At 65.3% G+C, this 23,295-nt stretch carries 17 protein-coding genes; 8 read left to right on the forward strand and 9 right to left on the reverse strand.

Annotated features, from left to right (window positions below):
* Positions 1–10 precede the first annotated feature (10 nt).
* Together ABIE57_RS12680 and ABIE57_RS12685 are read right to left on the reverse strand one after the other, a co-directional pair.
* Positions 11–658: a sterol desaturase family protein gene (locus ABIE57_RS12680; protein WP_354539395.1), complete on the reverse strand. Its 648-nt coding sequence runs from the start codon at positions 656–658 to the stop codon at positions 11–13.
* A 29-nt stretch (positions 659–687) separates the two neighbouring features.
* Entirely contained in the window at positions 688–1,656 is a 969-nt protein-coding gene (locus ABIE57_RS12685; protein ID WP_354539396.1) for a lysophospholipid acyltransferase family protein, read from the reverse strand.
* A gap of 237 nt (positions 1,657–1,893) precedes the next feature.
* Between ABIE57_RS12685 and ABIE57_RS12690 the strand changes: the two genes are divergently transcribed.
* From ABIE57_RS12690 to ABIE57_RS12700, 3 genes are read left to right on the forward strand one after another with little or no spacing between them, the layout of a single operon-like run.
* On the forward strand, positions 1,894–3,042 hold the full coding sequence (locus ABIE57_RS12690) for a GNAT family N-acetyltransferase (protein WP_354539397.1): 1,149 nt from the start codon (positions 1,894–1,896) through the stop codon (positions 3,040–3,042).
* Between the two features lie 8 nt (positions 3,043–3,050).
* Positions 3,051–3,881, forward strand: coding sequence for a nucleotidyltransferase family protein (locus tag ABIE57_RS12695; RefSeq protein WP_354539398.1), 831 nt, complete (start codon positions 3,051–3,053; stop codon positions 3,879–3,881).
* Positions 3,882–3,932: 51 nt separating this feature from the next.
* Positions 3,933–4,595 carry a 2OG-Fe(II) oxygenase gene (locus ABIE57_RS12700; RefSeq protein ID WP_354539399.1) on the forward strand — a complete coding sequence of 221 codons (663 nt, stop codon included), beginning with the start codon at positions 3,933–3,935 and terminating at the stop codon, positions 4,593–4,595.
* Between the two features lie 415 nt (positions 4,596–5,010).
* On the opposite strand, the gene nusB is transcribed toward ABIE57_RS12700, so the two are convergent.
* From nusB to ribB, 3 genes are read right to left on the reverse strand one after another with little or no spacing between them, the layout of a single operon-like run.
* Positions 5,011–5,478 carry a transcription antitermination factor NusB gene (gene nusB, locus ABIE57_RS12705; RefSeq protein ID WP_354539400.1) on the reverse strand — a complete coding sequence of 156 codons (468 nt, stop codon included), beginning with the start codon at positions 5,476–5,478 and terminating at the stop codon, positions 5,011–5,013.
* Positions 5,475–6,020 carry a 6,7-dimethyl-8-ribityllumazine synthase gene (locus ABIE57_RS12710; protein ID WP_354539401.1) on the reverse strand — a complete coding sequence of 182 codons (546 nt, stop codon included), beginning with the start codon at positions 6,018–6,020 and terminating at the stop codon, positions 5,475–5,477. The genes nusB and ABIE57_RS12710 overlap by 4 nt, the downstream gene beginning before the upstream one ends.
* A 4-nt stretch (positions 6,021–6,024) precedes the next feature.
* Entirely contained in the window at positions 6,025–7,173 is a 1,149-nt protein-coding gene (gene ribB / locus ABIE57_RS12715) for a 3,4-dihydroxy-2-butanone-4-phosphate synthase (RefSeq protein ID WP_354539402.1), read from the reverse strand.
* 136 nt (positions 7,174–7,309) lie between these two features.
* Between ribB and glyA the strand changes: the two genes are divergently transcribed.
* On the forward strand, positions 7,310–8,626 hold the full coding sequence (gene glyA / locus ABIE57_RS12720; RefSeq protein ID WP_354539403.1) for a serine hydroxymethyltransferase: 1,317 nt from the start codon (positions 7,310–7,312) through the stop codon (positions 8,624–8,626).
* A 6-nt stretch (positions 8,627–8,632) separates the two neighbouring features.
* Here glyA and ABIE57_RS12725 read toward each other — a convergent pair whose 3' ends face one another.
* From ABIE57_RS12725 to ABIE57_RS12740, 4 genes are all read right to left on the reverse strand, one after another.
* Positions 8,633–9,913: a DUF3422 family protein gene (locus ABIE57_RS12725; RefSeq protein ID WP_354539404.1), complete on the reverse strand. Its 1,281-nt coding sequence runs from the start codon at positions 9,911–9,913 to the stop codon at positions 8,633–8,635.
* A 222-nt stretch (positions 9,914–10,135) separates the two neighbouring features.
* Positions 10,136–11,620 (reverse strand): NAD(P)(+) transhydrogenase (Re/Si-specific) subunit beta, encoded by a 1,485-nt coding sequence (locus tag ABIE57_RS12730; RefSeq protein WP_354539405.1) that lies wholly within the window; start codon positions 11,618–11,620, stop codon positions 10,136–10,138.
* A 13-nt stretch (positions 11,621–11,633) separates the two neighbouring features.
* Positions 11,634–13,208, reverse strand: a complete 1,575-nt coding sequence (locus ABIE57_RS12735; RefSeq protein WP_354539406.1) for a Re/Si-specific NAD(P)(+) transhydrogenase subunit alpha — start codon at positions 13,206–13,208, stop codon at positions 11,634–11,636.
* 124 nt (positions 13,209–13,332) lie between these two features.
* Entirely contained in the window at positions 13,333–13,785 is a 453-nt protein-coding gene (locus tag ABIE57_RS12740; RefSeq protein WP_354539407.1) for a methyltransferase family protein, read from the reverse strand.
* 228 nt (positions 13,786–14,013) lie between these two features.
* Here ABIE57_RS12740 and ABIE57_RS12745 point away from each other — a divergent pair, with 228 nt between their 5' ends.
* From ABIE57_RS12745 to ABIE57_RS12760, 4 genes are all read left to right on the forward strand, one after another.
* Positions 14,014–14,766, forward strand: coding sequence for an SDR family NAD(P)-dependent oxidoreductase (locus ABIE57_RS12745; RefSeq protein WP_354539408.1), 753 nt, complete (start codon positions 14,014–14,016; stop codon positions 14,764–14,766).
* 145 nt (positions 14,767–14,911) lie between these two features.
* Positions 14,912–16,105 (forward strand): kynureninase, encoded by a 1,194-nt coding sequence (kynU, locus tag ABIE57_RS12750; RefSeq protein ID WP_354539409.1) that lies wholly within the window; start codon positions 14,912–14,914, stop codon positions 16,103–16,105.
* Positions 16,106–16,257: 152 nt separating this feature from the next.
* Positions 16,258–18,525 carry a Hint domain-containing protein gene (locus ABIE57_RS12755; protein WP_354539410.1) on the forward strand — a complete coding sequence of 756 codons (2,268 nt, stop codon included), beginning with the start codon at positions 16,258–16,260 and terminating at the stop codon, positions 18,523–18,525.
* 147 nt (positions 18,526–18,672) lie between these two features.
* Complete coding sequence (locus tag ABIE57_RS12760) at positions 18,673–23,295, forward strand: Hint domain-containing protein (RefSeq protein WP_354539411.1); 4,623 nt, start codon at positions 18,673–18,675, stop codon at positions 23,293–23,295.

The raw sequence follows: 23,295 nt of genomic DNA on the forward strand, positions 1-23,295 counted from the left end.
GCCGCGCGCCTCAGCGGCGGGCGGCGCGGTCCGATTTCTCGGGATAGGTGCCGAACACCCGGTCCCAGAACGGCGAGGATACCCCGTAGCGCCCATGTTCCCCCGAAAAATGATGGCGCATGTGGTAATGCTTGAGGAATTGCAGCGCCGGATGCTTCATCGGGAAGTGATGCGTGGCGTAGTGAATATAGTCGTAGACCAGATAACCGATGATGAAGAAACCGGTGAACGGCTCGGCCCAGGGATAGGGCAGCACCAGCCAGAACATGAGATAGAGCACCGCGATGATCGGCAGTGCCCCCGCGGGCGGCATCAGAAGGCGCGTCTTGTCCTGCGGCGTGTCGTGGTGGACGCCGTGAAAGAGATAGATGAAGCGGCGGCCCAGATCGGTTTTCGGCTCGAAGTGAAACAGGTAGCGGTGCAGCAGGTATTCCGCCAGCGTCCATGTCACCAGCCCCGCCACGCCGATGATCGCCAGCCCGCCCAGGCCGAGACTATGAACCACGACCGCCCGCCAGATCAGCCAGACCGCGACCGGCCCCCAGACCAGCAGCGGCACGATCGGATGCACATGGCTGAGTTTTTCCAGCAGCGGATTCTTGAACAGGCGGACAGAGTCGTCCACGCGGTGACGGCGGCTGGGTTGAAGATCGGACATCGGGTGGCCTCTTGGCTGCATGCGCGGCATCATACCGGCTTATATATGTCGGTTCTCGCCCGAAGAACAGCGCCGCGCCAGATTTTGCTGGTGCAAAGCCATTCGCCCGGCCGCGCGGTGATCCATTCCTCGAACCGCTCGTGGATCTGGCGGGTGAGGTCGAGCGCCTGCGCGTCCGTGTCGGCCTCGGGGTTGCGCAGGACAAGCGGCGCGTGAAAGCGCACGGTAAAGCGCGCGCCCGCGTGCCGCTCGACCTGCACCGGCACAAGCGGCGCGCCAAAGCGCAGCGCAAGGCCCGCAGGCAGGGTGGAGCTGTCCTTGTCCGCGCCGAAAAACGGGATCGGCTTGCCCCCTTCAACGCGGCGGTCGATGATCATCGCCGGGGCCTCGCCCTTCTTGAGCGCCTGCATGAAAACCCGCACCCCGGCGTCGCGCGACACCGTTTCGCAGCCAAGCCGCGCGCGATAGCGCAGCATGATCTTGTCCAGCCACGGATTGGCCAGCGGCGCATAAAGCGCATAGGAGCGGATCCCCATCTGCGTCATCGCGGCGCAGGCCACCTCCCAGTTGCCGAGATGGGCGGCGACGAAGACCACGGGCGTGCCGGGGCGGCAATAGGCCGGGTCATTCTCGACCGTCTCGATGCGCAGAAGGCCGCGCTTTGGGTCGGTATACTTGGCAAGATGCGGATATTCGGCGAAGACCGCGCCCGCATTCCCCCAGACCTCTTCGGCCAGACGGTCGATCTCGGCGGGCGATTTGCCCGGCAGCGCGAGCGTCAGGTTGGCGCGCACATGGCGGGTGCGGTTCTTGAAGATGCGGCCCAGAAACCGGCCAAACCCCGCCCCCGTGGCCGAGGCCCACGGCAGCGGCAGAATCCGGAAAAACCCCGCCATGGTGCCGACAAAGGCCAGATCGACGAACCACAACGCATTGCTAACGGCCCGGCTTTCAAGCGCCTTGTGGCGGAGATGGCTTCCGAGGATGAACTTGGCCAAGACGGCCCCCTGAGCGGTGAACGGTTGTCCCCGGTTCATCGGGGTTTGACCTCTGATCTGCAAGCCTTTTGTGGCATGGGCCCGCCGCCCGTGGCGCACGGATCTGTAACAATCTTACCGGTTTCGGATCCCCGGCAGGCAGGGGGGCTTGCCCTTCATGGCCCCGATGCGGCAAGGCTTGAGCGTCTGCAGACGGACCGCCAAGGCATCCGCCCCCGGCATAACGAAAGGCACCAGATGGCAATCCCCGCGCCCGCAAGCGCCCCGATCGACGTCCGTCCGGCGGAAAGTGGCCGCGCGGCGCGCGATTTCCTGCGCCTGCCTGAGCGGATTTATGCCGGTGACGCGGCCTTTGTGCCGCCGCTCCTCTTCGAGCAGAAACAGCGCGTCTATCAGAACAAGCCGCTGTTCGCGCATTGCGAGGTGGCCCGCTGGGTGGCGTATCGCGGGGCCGAGGCCGTGGGCCGCATCACCGCGCAGATGGACCGCCTCCAGCCCGAGGTGGAGGGCGGCAAGCTCGGCTATTTCGGGATGCTCGAGGCGGTCGATGACGCGGCCGTGTTCGCGGCCCTCTTCGAGACGGCCGGGGCGTGGCTGCGCGCGCGCGGCGCGGCACATGTGCGCGGCCCCTACAACCTGACGATCAACGAGGAAATCGGCCTTCTGGTCGAGAATTTCGACAGCCCCCCCTACATCATGATGGGCCATGCGCCGCGCTACTATGGCCCGCGCATCGAGCAACAGGGCTTTGCGGGCGTCAAGGACCTGCTGACCTACATGGTGCAGCCCGATTTCGTGGCACCGCCCGTCATGACCAAGCTGGCGGAGCGCGCCAGCCGCAAGGTCAGGATCCGCCCCTTCAACCGCAAGGACAAGGCCGCCGACATTGCGGCGATGCGCGACATCTTCAACGATGCCTGGTCGGATAACTGGGGGTTCGTGCCCTTTACGCCCGAGGAATTCGACGAGACCGCCAAGGCGCTCCTGATGCTTTTGCCCGACGACTATATCCAGTTTGCCGAGATCGACGGCAAGCCGGTGGCCTTCATCACCGCGTTCCCGAACCTCAACGAGATGATCCACGACCTTCGCGGGCGGCTGTTCCCGTTCGGCTGGGCGAAGCTTTTGTGGCGGCTGAAGGTGCGCGGCGCCAAAAGCACGCGCGTCGCGCTGATGGGCGTGCGCAAGGAGCACCAGTATTCGCGCCTCGGGCCGACGGTGGCCTTTCTGGTGATCGACGCGGTGCGCAAGCAGATGATCCGTCGCGGCGTGAGCCGGGTCGAGATGGGCTGGATTCTGGAGGATAACGCCGGTATGCGCCACATCATCGAGGAGGTCGGCAGCACCATCCACAAACGCTACCGCCTCTATCAAAAGCCGCTCTGAGGCCCCCCATGACCGAACCCGAGACCCAGACGCCCGATTTCGCCGCCGTCATCCTTGCCGGTGAGCGCGACGCGCAGGACGATTTGCGCGATCACGCAGGCGTTGCCAGCAAGGCGCTGATCGAGATCGCGGGCAAGCCCATGATCGCGCGGGTCATCGCGGCGCTCGAGGGGGCCGCGCGGGTCGCCTCGGTGCATCTGAGCGGCCCGGCGGAGGCGGTCGTGACCGGCTCGGACGTGCTCTCGGGGCTGATCGAGGCGGGGCGCGTGGACTGGACCGCGCCGGGACCCAGCCCCTCGACCAGCGCCTATGCGATGCTCACCGGTTTTCCCGAGGGCCAAAAGGTCATGATCACCACCGCCGATCATCCGCTTCTGTCCAGCGAGATCGTCGATCATTTCTGCCGCGACGCGGCGCGCTCTGGCTGTGACGTGGTGGTGGGGCTCGCGCCCTACGATCTGGTGCGTGGGGCCTATCCCGACCTCAAGAAAACCGTGCTGCGCTTTGCCGACGGGCAATATTGCGGCTGCAACCTCTTTGCCTTCCTCACCGCCGATGGCCGCCGCATGGCCGATTTCTGGCGAAGGATCGAGCGCGAGCGCAAGAAGCCGCTGGTGGTGATCCGCATGCTGGGCGTGCTTGCGGTGCTGCGCTACCGGATGGGCTGGCTCACGCTCGACCGCGCGCTGGCGCTTTTGTCGCGCAAGGCGGGGCTGCGCATCGGCGTGGTCGTGCTGCCCTATGCGCACGCCTCGGTGGACGTCGACTCGGTCGATGATTATGTTGTGCTTCAGCGTTATGCCAAGGCGGCCCCCGCGCCGCAGCCTGCCCCGACCTGAGGGCCCGCCCCTGCCCGCCCCCTGTTCCTTCATCGAAAGAAAGATGCAGACATGACCACCACAGCAACCAAACTCCTGAATTTCGACGCCGTCGACAAGGCCCCGCTCACCACCGAACCGTTCAGCTTCATGGTCGCCAAGGACGTGATCCCGGCGGACATGCTGGAGCGGGTGAACGCGGATTACCCGCATATCGACCGGCCCGCCAACTTCAAGCCCGAGAGCCTGACCTACGGCCCGCTCTTCGCGCAGATCCTCGAGGATCTCGACAGCCCCGAATTCGAGCGGATGATCTCGCGCAAGTTCGACATCGACCTGAGCCAGACCACCAAGACCATCACCGTGCGCAAGCTGTCGGAGCCGAGCGACGGCAATATCCACACCGATCACTGGTCCAAGATCATGACCGTGCTGCTCTACTTCAACCCCGAATGGCATCAGGAGGGCGGCAAGCTGCGGATGCTGCGCAGCAAGCATGACATCGAGGATTACGTGGCCGAGGTGACGCCGATCGGCGGCACGCTTCTGGGGTTCAAGCGGTCGAACAACAGCTATCACGGCTACAAGCGCTTTGACGGCGAGCGGCGCATGGTGCAGGTGAACTGGGTGCGCTCGGACCCGCTCGCGCTTCAGGCGCAGCGTATTTCGCGCCTTGGCACACATACCGGCAAGAAACTGCTGCGTCTGGCCAAGGGGCTTGGCGGGCGCGGCTGAGCCGCCGGGCGGGACGTGCAGGCGGGCGTGTTCGGCACCTGGTAGCAGGTGCCCGGTGCTGTGGGGGCGGCATTTGGCCTGAAGGGGACATTCAAGGCGCAGTCCCCTTGCGCGGAATCAAGGCGCGGAACGCGCCGCCGCGCATCGCCGGGCCGCCCCCCGGCACGGCGATTTGGCTGCCACCTGCGCCGTGCCAAGAGGTTTTTCGGATTTGACGAGATAAAGCGCTGCCAAACGAACCTTGGATCGCCGCACCGCGGCCCGTCGATGCGCGGCTCCGTGCGTCTTATCGGACGGCAGCAACAGGCCAATAACCACGACTACCCCACACGAACACCGCAACTGTCCGGGTCCGACCGCCATCGGAAAACACCTGTCAGGCGCGCACCACGATGGCGCGTCTTGCAGTGGCCTTTCAGAACGCCTCGGGCCGCGCCTCGCGCGCCATGTGGTCAAGCACGGCATTGACGAATTTCGGCTCGCGCCCTTCGGGGTAGAACGCCTTGGCCACGTCGACGAATTCCATGATCACCACCTTGGGCGGCGTACCGGTCTGGCTCATCTCGGCCCCTGCCGCGCGAAAAAGCGCGCGCAGAACCGGGTCTATCCGCGCAATGGGCCATTTCGCCACCAGCGCCCGGTCGGTCATCTGGTCGATGCTGGCCTGCCAGTTCACCGCCGCGTCCAGCAATTCACCGAAAAGCGTGGCATCGCCCTCGGCCATCTCGACGCCGTCCTCGACCTCCTCGCCGAAGCGGAATTCGAGAAACTCGCGCCGCACCGCCTCGACGGTCTGGCCCGACTGCTCCATCTGGTAGAGCGCCTGCACGGCATAAAGCCGTGCCGCGGATTTGAGGGAATGGCGGGTCTGTGGGGCGCTCATGCGGTGGGGGTATCCTTGGTTCCGCCCGCGATACGGTAATCCTCGGAGGCAGGGACAAACCCCACCCCCTTGCGCGGGCCGCCCCATTTACGGGCCAGCGCCACCAGATGCAAGGCCGCAGCCGCCGCCCCTGCCCCCTTGTTCATCGCCTTTGGATCGGCCCGCACCTCGGCTTGCGCGCGATTTTCCACCGTCAGGATACCGTTGCCGATGCACAGACCCTGAAGACCCAGAAGCGTGATCCCCCGAGAGCTGTCATTGCACACCGTCTCGTAATGCGTGGTCTCGCCCCGGATCACGCAGCCAAGCGCCACATAGCCGTCGAAATTCGCCATCCGCTCGGCGATGCCGATGGCGGTGGGAATTTCCAGCGCGCCCGGCACCTCGGCGATCTCATGGGTCGCGCCCGTCGCCTCGATCTCGGCCACGGCCCCCGCAATCAGGTTGTCGGCGATGTCGCGGTAGAACGGCGCCACCACGATCAGGATCTTCACCGGCCGGTCGAATTCGGCACGCGGCAGGCTGTATTCATGTTCGGCCATTCTCTCACACCTCTTTCAGGGGCCGGGTGCCCACAATGCTGATCCCGTAGGCGTCAAGGCCAAGATAGCGCGTATCGGGGCTGTCGGTGAGCAGGATCAGCTTGTGAATCCCCAGAACCGCCATGATCTGCGCGCCAAGCCCGGTCTGCTTGATGATGCGCGGCCCGTCATCCTCTTCCATCTCGCCCGCGAGCTTGGGCCGTGGCTGGCGGAACAGGAACACCGCGCCGCGCCCTTCCCGCGCGATGATCTCCATGGCGCGCGGCAGCTTGCCCGCGGGCCCGTGCGCGGGTTCTGCGCCGATCCCCAGCACATCCTCCAGCGCGTTGAGCGCATGCGCCCGCGTCAGCACCGGCGCACCATCGGTGATGTCGCCCTTGATCAGCACGACATGTTCGGTCCCGGTGATCTGGTCGGCGAAAATCCGCATCTCCCAGTCGCCGCCATGGCAGGAGGTGACGCTCTCATGGCCGGTCTCGATCACCAGGTTGTCGTGCTTGTGGCGATAGGCGATCAGGTCGGAAATGGTGCCGATCTTCAGCCCGTGCTGTCTGGCAAAGCCGATCAGGTCCGGCAGCCGCGCCATGGAGCCATCCTCGTTCATGATCTCGCAGATCACACCCGACGGGTTCAGCCCGGCCAGCCGCGCGATATCCACAGCCGCCTCGGTATGGCCCGCGCGCACCAGAACGCCGCCGCGCCGCGCGCGCAAGGGAAAGACATGGCCGGGCGTGGCAAGGCTTGCCATCGTGTTCTGCTCACCTATCGCCGTGGCAATGGTCAGCGCGCGGTCATGGGCGGATATGCCGGTGCTCACCCCTTCGCGCGCCTCGATCGACACGGTGAAGGCCGTCTCGTGGCGCGAGGAATTGTTGACCGCCATCATCGGCAGGCCCAACCGGTCGATCCGCTCTGCGGTCATCGGCAGGCAAATGAGGCCGCGCCCGTGCGTGGCCATGAAATTCACCGCCTCCGGTGTGGCGAACTCTGCGGCAATGACCAGATCGCCCTCGTTCTCGCGGTCCTCGTGATCGACGAGGATGAACATCGCGCCCCGGCGCGCGTCATTGATGATCTCTTCGATCGGCGATATCGCCTCGCGCAGATCGGTCTCCACCGGCCCCGGCGTCTCGAATGCGGCTCTGTCGGTCATGGCGCGCCCCCTTCTCAAGCCCCGCCCGGATAGCGCAGCCGCGCGGCAATGGCCAGAGCCGAGCGCCCCCGCATTTCCCGTTTGCGCCCCGCGCAGGTCTCGCGCAGACTGCGCGCATCGACCGAAGGAAAACACCATGCCCCTTGCCCGCCGCCCCTGGGTGCCCAAGCCCTGCGAAGACCTGATCGAGCACATCGCCACCCGCACCACCGCCGAGCCGCCCGAGGCCACATCCGCGCGTATCGAGGCGCTGGCCGGGGACAACCGCCGTATCCACGAGGCCGAGTGCTTCAATCTCAACCCCGCCACCAACGTGATGAACCCCCGCGCCGAGGCGATGCTGGCCTCGGGTATCGGCGCGCGCCCGTCCTTGGGCTATCCCGGCGACAAATACGAGATGGGGCTGGAGGCGATCGAGGAAATCGAGATCATCGCCGCCACCCTCGCCGCCGAGGTGTTCGACGCGGCCTATGCCGAGATCCGCGTGCCCTCGGGCGCGCTGGCCAATCTCATGGGCTTCATGGCCACCTGCCGCCCCGGCGACACGATCATCGCACCGCCTGCCAGCATCGGCGGCCATGTCACCCATCACGCCCCCGGTTGCGCGGGGCTTTATGGCCTCAAGATCGTCGAGGCCCCGGTGAACGCGGACGGCTACACGGTCGATGTGGACGCCCTGCGCACGCTGGCCCAAAGGGTGCGGCCCCGCCTCATTACGCTGGGGGCAAGCCTCAACCTGCATGAACACCCCGTGGCCGAGACCCGCGCCATCGCCGACGAGGTGGGCGCGCATCTTCTCTTCGACGCGGCGCATCAATGCGGCATCATCGCCGGGGGCGCGTGGAAGAACCCGCTTGCCGAGGGCGCGCATCTGATGACGATGAGCACCTACAAGAGCCTTGGTGGCCCGGCGGGCGGCCTCATCGTCACCAATGACGCTGATCTCGCGCAGCGCCTGGACGCTATCGCCTTTCCCGGCCTCACCGCCAATTTCGACGCCGCCAAATCGGCGGCGCTGGCCATCACGCTGTGCGATTGGAAAACCCATGGTCGCGCCTATGCCGCGCAGATGATCGCGGTGGCGCAGGCGCTGGCCGGGGCACTGGAGGCCGAGGGGCTGCCGGTGTTCAAGACCCAAGGTGTAGCCACCGCCTCGCATCAATTCGCGCTCATGGCGGCGGGCTTCGGCGGCGGTCAGGCAGCGTCAAAGACCTTGCGCCGCGCGGGCTTTCTCGCCTGCGGCATCGGCCTGCCCGTGGCCCACGTGGCGGGCGACATGAACGGGCTGCGCATCGGCACGCCGGAACTTGTCCGCTGGGGCATCACGCCCGAGCATGCCCCGCGCATGGCAGCCCTCATCGCCCGCGCGCTGCGCTGCAATGATCCCGCCGCGCTTTTGCCCGAGGTATCGGAGTGGCGACAGACGTTCGACCGGCTGCACTACGTCACCTGAGCAGACTCAGTGCAGCTTTTTCCGTATCCGCTGCACCATCCACCACACAAGGGCGATGACCGGCAGCGTCACGGCGGCAGTGACCATGCCCTTGCTGACACCAAGTGCATCGGCCACCGGGTAGAGCAGGTAGCCCGCCAGCGACACGGCGTAATAGCTGATCGCCACCACTGACAGCCCCTCGACCGTGCGCTGAAGCCGAAGCTGCACATCCGCGCGCTTGTCCATGCTTTCCAAGAGCGCCTGATTCTGCGCGCTGCGCTCCACATCCACCCGCGTGCGCAAGAGGTCCCCCGCCCGCATCGCCCGGTCCGACATGGCGCTCAGCCGCTCCTTGGTGGCGGTGACGGTGCGCATCGCCGGATCGTAGCGGCGCATCATGAACTCGCCAAAGGTCTGCCGCCCCTCGAACCGGTCCTCGCGCAGCGCGCCGATGCGCTGATGCACGATCTGCTCATAGGCCGCCGTCGCCCCGAACCGGAACGAGGATTGCGCCACCAGTGCCTCCAACTCCGCCGAGACGTGCAAGAGGCCCTTCAGCGTCTCCTCCGCAGGCTGTCCCCCCTCGGTCATGTCGTTCACCAGACGGCTCAGCTGCGTCTCGGTCTCGCCCATCTGGCGGCCCATCTCGCGCACGCGGGCAAAGCCCAGCATCGACATGGTCTTGTAGGTCTCGATCTCGCAGAGCCGCTGCACGATCCGCCCGATCCGCCGCGCCCCCGTGCTTGGCGCCACATGCAGCGAGAACCGCTGATGCCCGGCCGGGTCGATGCGGAAATCGCCCGCGACAACCCCCGCATCGTCAAGCACGCGCGCCACCGCCACGCTTTCCGAGACAAACCAGCCGTCGATATCGGTGCGCGTGGCCTCGCGGCTGGCCCAAGGCACCACCCGGATCATCGCCGAGGTGATCCGCACCCCCGGCGCGGACTCGAGCCAGTCGGCCGGAAACACATCGAAATCCGCCGGATCGAACGGGCGGCTGCTCACCCCTTGGGTAAAGACCGTGTAGGTCACCATCTCGGTATGGCTTTCCCACTTGAGCACATGACGCCCGATCTCGCCGGAATAATGCGTGGCCCCCGGTTGCGGATGCTTGACGCCGTAACGCTCGAGAAGCGCCACCAGATGCGCCATGTCCGCCGCCCGGTCGCGCTTGGCCGCATCCTGCGGCTGCTTGATCGCCAGAAACACGGCGGTAGAGGGCGCGGTCAGCGTCGGAAAGGGGCGCGCGTGCAACTCGTTGGAGAGCATGTAGCGCAGCGGATGATCCTCGATGGGCGGCATGGCCTGTCTCCTTGTCCGCGCGCAATCTAGCGCGCCCTGCGCCCGACTCAAAGTGGTTTTTCCTTCAAACACAGAGCCTTAGCCGCACACCACCGCATACCACGCGCGCCCTGCCCTTCATCGTTCAAAAAATACTCGATCTTGCGACGCCACCACGCGTCGCAGCACACGAAAAGGGCGCGGCCCGCAGGCCACGCCCCCTGTCTCAGGTCCTTGCCCCGATCACTCGATCTTGGGCAAGAGGCTCGACACGCTGGCCTTGGCATCACCGTAGAACATGCGTGTGTTTTCCTTGTAGAACAGCGGGTTCTCGATCCCGGAATAGCCGGTGCCCTGCCCACGCTTGGACACGAACACCTGTTTCGCCTTCCAGCATTCCAGCACCGGCATGCCGGCGATGGGCGAGTTGGGATCGTCCTGCGCCGCCGGATTGACGATATCGTTGGAGCCGATGACGATGACCACATCGGTCGAGGGGAAATCCTCGTTGATCTCGTCCATTTCCATCACGATGTCATAAGGCACCTTCGCCTCGGCCAGAAGCACGTTCATATGCCCCGGCAAGCGTCCTGCCACCGGGTGGATGGCAAAGCGGACATTCTTGCCGCGTGCGCGCAGTTTCGAGGTCAGTTCCGACACCGCCCCCTGCGCCTGCGCCACCGCCATGCCATAGCCCGGAATGATGATGATGCTGTCGGCCTCGTTGAGCGCGCTTGCCACACCATCCGCGTCGATGGCGATCTGCTCGCCCTCGATCTCCGCCGCAGGCCCCGAGGTTCCCCCGAAGCCGCCGAGGATCACGCTCACGAACTGACGGTTCATCGCCTTGCACATGATGTAGCTCAGGATCGCACCCGAGGAGCCGACAAGCGCGCCGACCACGATCAGGAGGTCATTGCCAAGGCTGAAACCGATCGCCGCCGCCGCCCAGCCCGAGTAGCTGTTGAGCATCGAGACGACCACCGGCATGTCCGCGCCGCCGATCCCCATGATCAGGTGATAGCCGATGAAAAGCGCCAGCAGCGTGAGCAGCACAAGCGTCCAGCTTCCCGCGCCGCCCAGATACATGAGCGTGAACACCAGCGACAGCGCCGCCGCACCGGCATTGAGCATGTGCCCGCCCGGAAGCTGCTTGGCCGCCGTGTTCACCTTGCCCGCCAGCTTGCCATAGGCGATGACCGAGCCGGTAAATGTGACCGCGCCGATCCAGATGCCGAGCACAAGCTCCACCCGCAGGATGGTGACCTCCACCGCCGTCTTCTTGGCGACGATGGCGGCAAAGCCGGAGAACGTCTTGGCGAAGGCCGCCGCTTCCGCCGCCACCGTCTCGGGCTGCGGATAGGGCAGGTTCGCGCCGGCAAAGGCCGCCGCGACGCGCCCGATCTCGATATCGGCGTTGAAGCCGACAAAGACCGCCGCAAGGCCGACAAGGCTGTGCATGATCGCCACAAGTTCGGGCATCTGCGTCATCTGCACCCGTGTGGCCAGTTGGTGCCCGACCACCGCGCCCAACCCGATCATCACCACCGACAGAAGCCACAGCCCCTGCCCCGGCCCGATCAGCGTCGCCAGAACCGCGATGGTCATGCCGACAATGCCATACCAGATGGCGCGCTTGGCGCTCTCCTGCCCGCTCAGACCGCCAAGGCTGAGGATGAAGAGCACCGCCGCGACCGCATAGGCCGCAATCGTGAAACCGAAATCCATCTCGCCCTCCGCCTTATGATTTCTGGAACATGGCGAGCATCCGCCGCGTCACGAGGAAGCCACCGAAGATGTTGATGGCGGCCATGAACACTGCGAGCGCGGCCATGATCGTGATGAGAACAGAGCTTGAGCCGATCTGCACCAGTGCGCCGAGGATGATGATCGACGAGATCGCGTTGGTGATCGCCATCAGCGGCGTGTGCAGGCTGTGGCTCACGTTCCAGATCACCGAGAAGCCGACAAAGACCGCCAGCACGAAAACGATGAAATGCTGCATGAAGCTGGCCGGGGCCACCAGACCCACCGCGAGCAGGAGCGCCGCACCGACCACCAGAAGCGTGACCTGGCTCTTGGTCTGCGCCTTGAAGGTTGCGATTTCCTTCGCGCGCCTCTCCTCGGGGGTCAGCTCCTTGGCCTTTTCCTTGGGCTTGGCGGCGGCGATGGCCGCGACCTTGGGCGGTGGCGGCGGCCAGGTGATCTCACCCTTGTGGGTAACGGTGGCCCCGCGAATGACGTCATCTTCCATGTTGTGATTGACCGCGCCATCCTTGTCGGGGGTGAGGTCGGTCATCATGTGGCGGATGTTGGTGGCATAAAGCGTGCTGGCCTGCGCGGCCATCCGGCTCGGGAAATCGGTGTAGCCGATGATCGTCACGCCGTTCTCGGTGACGATCTTCTCGTCCATCACCGTCAACTTGCAGTTGCCGCCCTTCTCGGCGGCCAGATCGACGATCACGGAACCGCGTTTCATGGATTTCACCATGTCCTCGGTCCAAAGCTCCGGCGCCTCGCGGTTGGGGATCAGCGCCGTGGTGATGACGATATCCATCTCGGGGGCCAGTTCGCGGAACTTGGCAAGCTGCGCCTCGCGGAATTCGGGGCTGGAGACAGAGGCATAGCCGCCGGTGGCGGCACCGTCCTGCTGCGCTTCCTCGAAATCGAGATAGACGAATTGCGCGCCCATCGATTCGACCTGTTCGGCCACTTCGGGGCGCACGTCGAACGCATAGGTGATCGCGCCAAGGCTTGTCGCCGTGCCGATGGCCGCCAGCCCCGCCACGCCCGCGCCCACCACGAGCACCTTGGCCGGGGGCACCTTGCCCGCCGCCGTGATCTGCCCGGTGAAGAAGCGGCCAAAGTTGTTGCCGGCCTCGATCACCGCGCGATAGCCCGCGATATTGGCCATGCTTGAGAGCGCGTCCATCTTCTGCGCACGGCTGATGCGCGGCACCATTTCCATGGCGATGACCGTCGCGCCCTTTTTCGACGCGGTCTCCAGCCCCTCGGCATTGCCCGCCGGGTTGAAGAAGGTGATCAGCGTCTGCCCCTCGCGCAGCCGTTTGAGCTCGGTGTCGGTCGGGATGCGCACCTTGGCGACGATGTCGCACTCTTTCCAGAGCGCGGCGGCGGTCTTGATCACCTCGACCCCGGCGGCCTCGTAGGCCGCATCGGTGAACCCCGCGCGCGCGCCCGCACCAGTCTCGATGGCGCAGCTATGACCCAGCTTTTGTAGCTGAATCGCCGAATCGGGCGTCATCGCCACCCGGTTCTCGCCGTCCAGCACCTCCTTAGGCGTTCCGATCTTCACCTGTCATCTCCCCCTCTGGCAGATCATGTGCAGTAGGCCCCGGCAATGCGGGGCCCGATGGTTTGTCCGAAAGCGGTTATTTCACACTCTTTCCCGACTGGCGATATCAACTTTGCCGCAGGGATTACACCCAGCGCCGCGTTTTTTCGCAGTAGCGTGCAAAATCGGCACGGAAGGTCCGGCGCATCCGGTTCTCTTCGGGTTCGATGAAGCGTTTCTCGATCACCCAGACAAAGACGGGAATCAGCGGCAGCGCCAGCACCGCCTCCCACCGCAGGATCAGCCCTGCAAGGATGAGCGCGTCGCCCAGATAGATCGGATTGCGCGTGCGCTTGAATATCCCCGAGGTGATCAGCCGCGCGGGCGTCTCATGCGGCACGATGGTTGTCTTGTGGCGGCGAAACTCCATCGCCGCCAGCGCGATGAGCAAGAGGCCCGCGCCGAGCAGCAGCCCCCCCACGAAATCGACCCAGCCACCGCCAAGGCGCAGCCCCATCGGAAAATACGTGGCCTGCCCCCAGGCGAGAGCCAGGAACCCGGCCAGCCAGACAGGCGGCATGTCGATCCATTTCAGCATTGTGGCAACGCTCCGGTATGGGGTGTCGCGGGCAGAATGCACGGCGGAAGGACGATGTCAAAAGGGCGAATGGTTGCATGGGAGTTTTTGGCCGGAAGGGGATGGCGGGAGAGAGCCGCGCAAGAGCACCAAGCATCCAACGTCCCCCTTAGCTCCCCATTCCGAACCTCCCCCTTGGCCGCGCCCCCTGTCACCGCTACGCTCCCCCCAGGCAACCCGGAGGCCCCCATGAAACTCGACGGAAAACATGCCCTTGTCACCGGCGGAGGCTCGGGCATCGGGCTGGCCATCGCGCGCGCACTTGCGGGTGCGGGGGCCGAGGTCACGATCACCGGCCGGCGCGGCGCCGTGCTGGACGAGGCGGCAGGCGGCAGGCTTCACCCGCTGGTCATGGACGTGACCGACGAGGCGCAGGTGACAGCAGGCGTCAAGGCCGCCGTCGCCGCGCGCGGCCCGGTGCAGATCTGCATCCCCAACGCGGGGCTGGCCGAGGGGCGCGCCCTGCACAAGACCGACGCCGCGTTCTGGCGGCAGATCATGGCCACCAATCTCGACGGCGCGTTCTACACGGTGCGCGAATGTCTGCACGACATGCGCAAGGCGGAGTGGGGCCGCGTGATCGCCATTTCCTCGATTGCCGGGCTCAAGGGTCTGAAGGGGGCGGCGGCCTATTCGGCCAGCAAACACGGGATGATCGGTCTCATCCGATCCCTGAGCGAAGATTACCTCGGCACGGGCCTGACATTCAACGCCATCTGCCCCGGCTATGTCGATACCGAGATCGTCAGCCGCAACGTGACCGCCATTTCTGATCGCGCCGGCGTCTCGCCCGACGAGGCGCGCGCCATGATGGTCAGCGCAAATCGCCACAACCGGCTCATCGCCCCCGAGGAGGTGGCCCAGGCCGTGCTCTGGCTCTGCGGGCCGGGATCGCAGAGCGTCAACGGTCAGGCCATCGAGATTGCAGGCGGGCAGTTTTGAGCGGGCGGGACACCATCGCCCCGGGCGCGCGTCATGCTCCGGCCCGACCGGAGCATCTCCCCCAAGGCGGGAGGCCGGAGATTGCCCGGTCGCGCCGGGCAATGACGGCGCGTGTCCTTCGGACGCAGGGAGCAGGAGACAGACCATGACCGATTTCACCGCTACCCGCGCCATGTTCCACCTGCCCGAGGGGGTAATCTATCTCGACGGCAACTCCTTGGGTCCCCTGCCCCGCGCCGCCGAGGCGGCCATGGCACGGGTGATGCGCGACGAATGGGGCGAGATGCTGATCACCGGCTGGAACCGGGCCGGGTGGATGGCGCAACCGCGCAGGCTTGGCGACCGGATCGCGCGGCTGATCGGGGCGGAGCCGGGCCATGTCGTGCTGGGCGATACGCTCTCGGTCAAGGTCTATCAGGCGCTCGCCGCAGCCCTTGCGCTCTGCCCCGACCGCCGCGTGATCCTTTCGGACAGCGGCAATTTCCCCTCCGATCTTTACATGGCAGAAGGTTTGATAAAGGCGCTCGGCCAAGGCCACGAGTTGCGCGTGGTGGCCCCCGAAGAGGTGGCGGACGCGATCACCGAAGAGGTGGCCGTCACGCTGATCACCGAGGTTGATTACCGCACGGGCCGCCTGCATGACATGAAGGACCTGACCGCGCGCGCCCATGCGGCGGGGGCGCTCACGGTCTGGGATCTCGCGCACAGCGCGGGCGCGCTGCCCGTGGATGTGGCGGGCGCGGGCGCGGATTTCGCCGTCGGCTGCACCTATAAATATCTCAATGGCGGCCCCGGCGCGCCTGCGTTCATCCATGTCGCGCCGCGCCATGCCGAGGCCGCCTTTCCAGCCCTTTCGGGCTGGCTCGGCCATGACGCGCCCTTCGCGTTCGAGCAGGAATACCGCCCCGGCCCGGGCATCGAGCGGATGCGCGTCGGGACGCCACCGGTGCTGGCGATGGCCGCGCTCGATGCGGCGCTCGATCTCTGGGAGGGGGTGGACATGGCCGCGCTGCGCGCGCGCTCGATCGAACTGTCGGAGCTTTTCATTTCCGAGGTCGAGGCCGCCTGCCCGATGCTGAGCCTCGCCAGCCCGCGTGATCCGGCCCGGCGCGGCTCTCAGGTATCGTTCCGCCACGCCGAGGGCTATGCCATCATCCAGGCGCTCATCGCACGCGGCGTGATCGGCGATTTCCGCGCGCCCGACATCCTGCGCTTCGGCTTTACCCCGCTCTATCTGGGTGCGGACGAGGTGCGCGCCGCCGCGCGACACCTGTCCGAGGTCATGGCAGGCCGCCTCTGGGACCGGCCCGAATATCGCACACGCGCCGCCGTCACCTGAGCGGCGACGCGCAACCCCACGGCGGCAAAACCCGATTTCCGCCTCAATTTGCCTAAAATTCAACGCACCGCGCTAAAAATCCCGCCGCAGTCAGGCCGTATCCGTTTTGGAAACAGTCACGCGCTTTTGCGCAAAATGTGCGGGTTACCGGGATGCCGACGACATTCAACTGGATCTACCTGGGACAATCGAGCCTTATCCTCGATCCGACCGAGGGCAACAGCAACGCCGAGGGGGCTGCGCTCTTTACCGGGCTGACCTTCGGATCCCCGGCAAACCCGCTCTTTCAGCAGGTCACGCGCACCACGACCATCGACAATGGTGGGGCGGCGGGTGCGCTCGACATGAACAATGCGGTGACGAACGACCAGTTCACCACCGATATCGGCAATGGACCGCAGACCTTCATCTTTGACGGTCTGTCCACCTACAATGCGACCATCACCTATACCGATGGCACGACCGCGTCATTTCTCGCGGTGCTGGCTCAGGACACGACCGGCCATCTCTTCCTTGCCCCGCCGCTCAACACGACCGCCGCGAATGCGGGCAATATCGCGGCCCTGACAGCGCGCCCGATCGAATCCGTCACCTTCAATACGGTCGATACCTCCACCAACACGAACCTCGGGGCAGACCGCGCCGATATCGGGATCGACGACGGTATCGTGCAGGGCACGGCGGGAAATGACCTGATCGACGCAGGTTACATCGAACCGATCCCCAACGGCTCGGACCGGGTCGACAACAATGATGGGGTGGGTGGCGGCAATGCCGATGTGATCGAGGCGGGCGCGGGCAATGACACGGTGTTCGCGGGGCTTGGCGATGACACGGTGTTCGGCGGCACCGGCGCCGATTCCATCCTCGGCGGCGCGGGCAATGACAGCCTGCTCGGTGAGGGCGGCAACGACACGCTGACCGGCGGCGCGGGCAATGACACGGTGCTGGGTGGCAACGGGGCCGACACGCTCTTTGGCGACGGTGCCTCGGCCCGCTGGGCCTATGAGGTCTTCACGCAGGATTTCACCTCCGCCAACGGGCAGGCCTTCACCATCGAGAGCGGCACGCTGGCCGGGTCGGGCACCACCGACACGCTCAACATCACCCCGCTCGGGCAGGCCGCCACCGGGCAGGCCGACCCCAACGATTTCGGGGTGATCCTGACATCGACGCTGTTCTCGCCCGATGCGGGCACCTACCGCTTCACCACCACCTCGGATGACGGCTCGACGATCCGCATTCTCGACAGCCAGGGCAACGCGCTCGACTTCACGAACCAGTCGGGCAACAACGGCCCCTTTCTCGACAACGATTTCCACCAGTCGGCCACGACCCGCTGGGGCGATGTGACGCTCGAGGCCAACCAGATCTACACGATCGAAGTGCGGTTCTGGGAGAATGCCGGCCAGCAGGTCCTGTCGGGCACGATCACGCCGCCGGGCGGCACAGCAACAAGCCTTGACAGCAGCCCGCTCATCCTCGGGGTCGAGACGGCACCGGGCGACGATTTTCTCGATGGCGGCGCGGGCAATGACCTTGTCTTCGGCGGCGGCGGCAATGACACGATCACCATCGGTCAGGGTGACACGCTCTTTGGCGGCGATGGCGACGATCTCTTCATCCTGCAGGATTTCGCGGCGGCGGGCGGCACGATCACCATCACCGGCGGCGAGGGCGATGAGACGAATGGCGATACGCTCTTTCTGACGCCGAATGTCAGCAAGGCCGACATCACCTTTACCAATACCGATGACACGGCGGGGGGGCTGTCGGGCTTCTTCACCACGCCCGACGGCACGCTGGTCAATTTCTCGGAAATCGAGAACATCATCTGCTTTACCCCCGGCGCGCGGATCCTGACGCCGCAGGGCGCACGGGCCATCGAGACGCTGCGCCCGGGCGATATGGTGATCACCCGCGACAATGGCCCGCAACCGATCCGCTGGATCGGGTCGAGCACCGTGCCCGGCCACGACCGCTTTGCCCCCGTCAGGATCGCGGCGCGTGTGCTCGACGGGGCGACCGCGCCGCTTCTGGTCTCGCCGCAGCACCGGGTGCTCTTTACCGGCTACAAGGCCGAGCTGCTCTTTGGCACGGACGAGGTTCTGGTCGCCGCCAGGCACCTGATCGACGGGCGCGACGTGACCCTCGCCCCGCGGTCCGCAGTCACCTACCTCCATCTCATGTTCGACCGTCACGAGGTGATCTATGCCGAGGGTGCCGCGACCGAGAGCTTTCATGCGGGCGACATGGGGCTGTCGGCGATCTCCGAGGCCGCGCGCGAGGACATGTTCCGCGTCTTTCCGGGCCTGCGCAGCAATCCGGGCCTGCATGGCGCGACAGCGCGCACCTGCCTGAAGGCGCATGAGGCGCAGCTGTTGCACGCGACGCGCGAACCCACACCGATGGCCGCCTGAATGTGGCGCAAATGCGCTCCCACGACAGGAGCTTCGCCCCCATGGCAACATAGTTGCGCCTCAAGCGGCGGTTAATCGGATTCCCATGAATTAAGACGATGATGCGGCGTGAAAGGCCGCATCCTGATAGTGGTGCAAGAGGTTCAGATGCCGATAGCGAGTGAACTGAGTGTGAATACGGGCGCGACGGCGCTCGACATGGCCAACACGATGTTCGGCGACGGGGTGACCGTCGTGTCGGCCACCTATTCCGGCGATCCGCTGTCATCGGGCACGTATACGGGCGGCAACACGACCTTGGGCGAACTCAGCCCGGCGGATACCGGCGTGATCCTGTCGACCGGCAAAGCCACCGACATCACCAACAACTCGGGCACGACGGATACCAACATTCGCTCCAACACCACCACGGATACGTCCGGCGGCGTGGATGGCGACGCGGACATGAACAACGTGTCGGGGCAAGCGACCTTCGATGGCGCGTTTCTGGAGGCCACGTTCATTCCGGTCGGCGACACGCTGACGATGCAGCTTGTGTTTTCGTCAGAGGAATATCTGGAATTCGTCAATGGCGGCGTGAACGACACGGTCGGCGTGTGGGTCAATGGCACCCTCGTGCCGCTGGAGTTCGGCGGGACGAACACGAATGTCTCGATCGACACGATCAATGACACATCGAATTCCAACCTCTATCTGGACAACCCCGATACCGCCGACACCTTCAACACGGAAATGGACGGCTCAACCGTCATCCTGTCGCTGACCGCGCCGGTGACTGCGGGGGCGGAGAACACGATCCGCATCGGTATCGCGGACGGTGGTGACGCCAGCCTCGATTCGAACCTTCTGATCATGGGCAATTCGGTCCAGACCGCGAACATCGCGCAAGAGGACATCCTCGCCCAGGGGCCCAACACGACGCAGGTTCACAACATCCTGGCCAATGATCAGGGCAGCGGCCACTCGATCACCCACATCAACAACAAGGCCGTCATCCCCGGCGATACGGTCACCTTGAACACGGGCGAGCAGGTGACCGTGAACGCCGACGGCACGATCACAGTAACCACCGATGGCGATATCGGATCGAACACCTTCACCTATTCCACGGTGGACAGCGCCGGCAATCCCGCCACCGGTTTCATCACCATCGAAACAACGGCCACGCCCCCGGATTTCATCGTCGAAGGCGCCGCGGAGGCCGACTTGATCGACGCCGGCTATACCGGCGATCCCGAGGGCGATGTCATCGACGGCTTCGACCATTCCGACGCCAGCAACAACGACTTCGTCGAGGCAGGCGCAGGTAACGACACGGTGCGCGCGGGTGTCGGCAATGACACGGTGTTTGGCGGCGACGGCAACGACCTGCTCGAGGGCCAGGCAGGCGACGACAGTCTTGTGGGCGAAGCGGGGAATGACACGCTCATTGGCGGCACGGGGAATGACACGCTCATTGGCGGGATCGGCAAGGATGTTCTCAGCGGGGGCATGGGCAATGACAGCCTGTTCGGCGCCGAAGGCGACGACACTCTGATCGGCGGCGCGGGGGCGGATACACTCGACGGCGGCTCAGGACTCGACGTGATTGACTATTCCGCCTCGGCGGGGGCGGTCAACGTCAATCTCGGCACCATGACCGCCACGGGCGGCGATGCAACCGGCGACGTGCTGTCAGGGGTCGACGGGATCATCGGCTCGGATTTCGACGATACGCTGATCGGGTTCGACGGCGTTTTCGACGGCGGCACCACCACCAACATCATCGACGGCGGCGCGGGCGACGATTTCATCGACGGGCGCGACGGCGGCGACACGTTGCTGGGCGGCAGCGGCAATGACACGGTCCTTGGCGGCGGCGGCGGCGACGTGATCGACGGCGGGACCGGCGATGACCTGATCGACGGCGGCACCGGGTCCGATACCATCTTCGGCGGCGCGGGCAATGACACGATCCTCACCTCGGGCGGCAATGACAGCAGTCAAGGGGGCGACGACGCCGACCTGATCATCGTTACCGCCACCGACCCCACCGGCGTCTACAACGTCAACGTCGATGGCGGCTCTGGCGGTGTGGACAACGACACGCTCGATCTTTCGGCGCTGATCGCGGATGGCTGGACCGTTTCCAGCATGACCCAGAACCCCGAAACGAACGGCAATCCGGGCTTCAGCGGTCAAATCACCCTGAGCCGCAGCGCTGAAACGGCCAACATCAATTATACCGATATCGAAAACCTGATCATCCCCGATTTCATCGTCGAGGGCACGGCAGGCGATGACCTGATCGACGCCGCCTATACCGGCGACCCGCAAGGCGACATGGTCGATGCGGGCGATGCTGCCGACGGCTCGAACGACGATATGATCGAGGCGGGTGCGGGCAATGACACCGTGTTCGCCGGTCTGGGGGATGATCTTGTCCTGGGCGGTGGGGGTGCCGATCTCCTGTATGGCGGTGATGACAATGACACGCTGGTTGGCAATGCCGGGAATGACACGATCTTTGGCGGTGCGGGCGACGACCTGATCGTCACCGGCAATGACAACAACAATTTCGCCGGTGCCGGCGACTCGAGTAGCGATGTCAACCTCGCATATGGCGGGGCGGGCAATGACACTTTGATCGGCTCTGTCGCAACGGATGAACTTCATGGCGAGGCCGGCAATGATCTGATCCTGGGCGGCGGCGGCGCCGATTCGCTCTTTGGCGGCACGGGCGATGACACGATCGACGGCGGTGCGGGCGATGACAGCATCGAGTCCTGGTTCGGCAACGACGTCCTGAGCGGTGGCGCGGGCGATGATTACATCGACGGCTCGGTCGGGAATGACACGCTGATGGGCGGTGACGGCAACGACACCCTTCTCGCCGGAAGCGATGACGGTGAGGACTTTGTCGACGGTGGCGCGGGCAATGACGAAATCAGCGCGGGTGGCGGCAACGACACGCTCGCGGGCGGAACCGGCGACGATTTCATCTTTGCCGCAGAAGGTGACGATCTCATCCTGATGGAGGATGATTTCGGAAATGACACGATCGACGGTTGGTCAAATGGCTCGGGCAGCGACACGCTCGACGCGGGCGCGGTCACGCAGGATACCGTGCTTGACCTCACGGCGGGCGATCCGGGCAATCCCGAACAGGGCACGCTCTCGAACGGCACCCAAACGGCGCAGTTCAACGAGATCGAGACCATCATCCTCGGCTCTGGCAACGATCTGGTGCTGGGGTCCGGCGGCAACGATAGCGTCAGCACCGGTGCCGGTGCCGATACCGTCGATGGCGGCGCGGGCGATGACAGCTTCGATGTCGGAGCGGGCGATGGTGCGGTCGATACCGTGATCTTCGCCGATGGCGACGGGGCCGACACGATTACCGGCTTTGCCGCGCCCATCGACAATGGTGACGGCACATTCACGGGCCGGGATCAGCTTGATCTCTCGGGCCTCACCGATGCCAATGGCGACCCGGTCAACGTGGCCGATGTGACGGTGGGCAGCGATCCTGATGGCAATGCCGTCCTCAGCTTTCCGGGCGGCGAGAGCATTACCCTCATTGGCGTCGATCCGACCGCGATCACCGATCATGACGCGCTTGCGGCCATGGGCATTTTCCAGCCCGATTACAGTGTCGAGGGCACGGCAGGCGACGACACCATCGACGTCAGCTATACCGGCGACCCTGAAGGCGACCGGGTGGACAATGCCGACAGCCGCAACAATGACAATGACGATGTCATAGATGCAGGCGCGGGCAATGACCTGATCCTAGCGGGCCTTGGCGATGATACCGTCATGGGCGGCGAGGGCAACGATACGATCTTCGGCCTCGACGACGCAGACCTGCTCTTTGGCGATGCGGGCGATGACAGCCTCGATGGCGGCATCGGCCCGGACACGCTCTTTGGCGGCACAGGCAATGACACGATCACTGTCAGCCAGGGCGACAGCGCCGAGGGCGGGGATGGCGACGATACCTTTATTCTGAGCGATCCGGGCGAGGTCGATACCGCCACGATCACCATCATCGGCGGCGAAGGCGGCGAGACGGCCGGCGATACGCTGCGGCTGACGCCCGGGATCGGGCGTGGCGACATCACCTTTACCAATCCCGACGACACGGCTGGCGGGCTTTCGGGGACGTTCACGTTCAACGGTGTGGTGGTCAATTTCTCGGAGATCGAGAACATCATCTGCTTCACCCCCGGCGCGCGGATCCTCACCCCGCGCGGCGAACGGCCCGTCGAGACGCTGCGCCCCGGCGATCTGGTGGTCACGCGCGATCACGGGCCTCAGCACGTCCGCTGGACCGGGCAGCGCACCGTGCCGGGCACGGACCGGTTCACGCCGGTGGTAATCGCGCCGTCGGTGATGGGGGGCAGCGGGCTGATCGTTTCACCACAGCACCGCGTGCTTTTCACCGGTTACAAGGCGGAACTGCTCTTTGGCGAGCGCGAAGTTCTGGTCGCCGCAAAGCATCTGGTGAACGGGCGCGACGTGCGGTTCAGCCCTTGTGCGGCAGTCACCTATGTCCATGTCATGTTCGACCGCCACGAGGTGATCTATGCCGACGGCATCGCCACCGAGAGCTTCTTTGCCGGCGATACCGCCCTTTCGGCGGTCGATGACGCGGCCCGCGAGGAGCTGTTCGCGGTCTTCCCCGAATTGCGCAGCGCGCCGGGGCGGCACCGTGAAACCGCGCGCACCTGCCTCAAGGCGCGCGAGGCGGCGCTTTTGCAGGACCGTCTGGGCATGTGGGAGATCTGA

It is taken from the genome of Roseovarius sp. MBR-6, assembly GCF_040547525.1.
Lineage (GTDB): Bacteria > Pseudomonadota > Alphaproteobacteria > Rhodobacterales > Rhodobacteraceae > Roseovarius.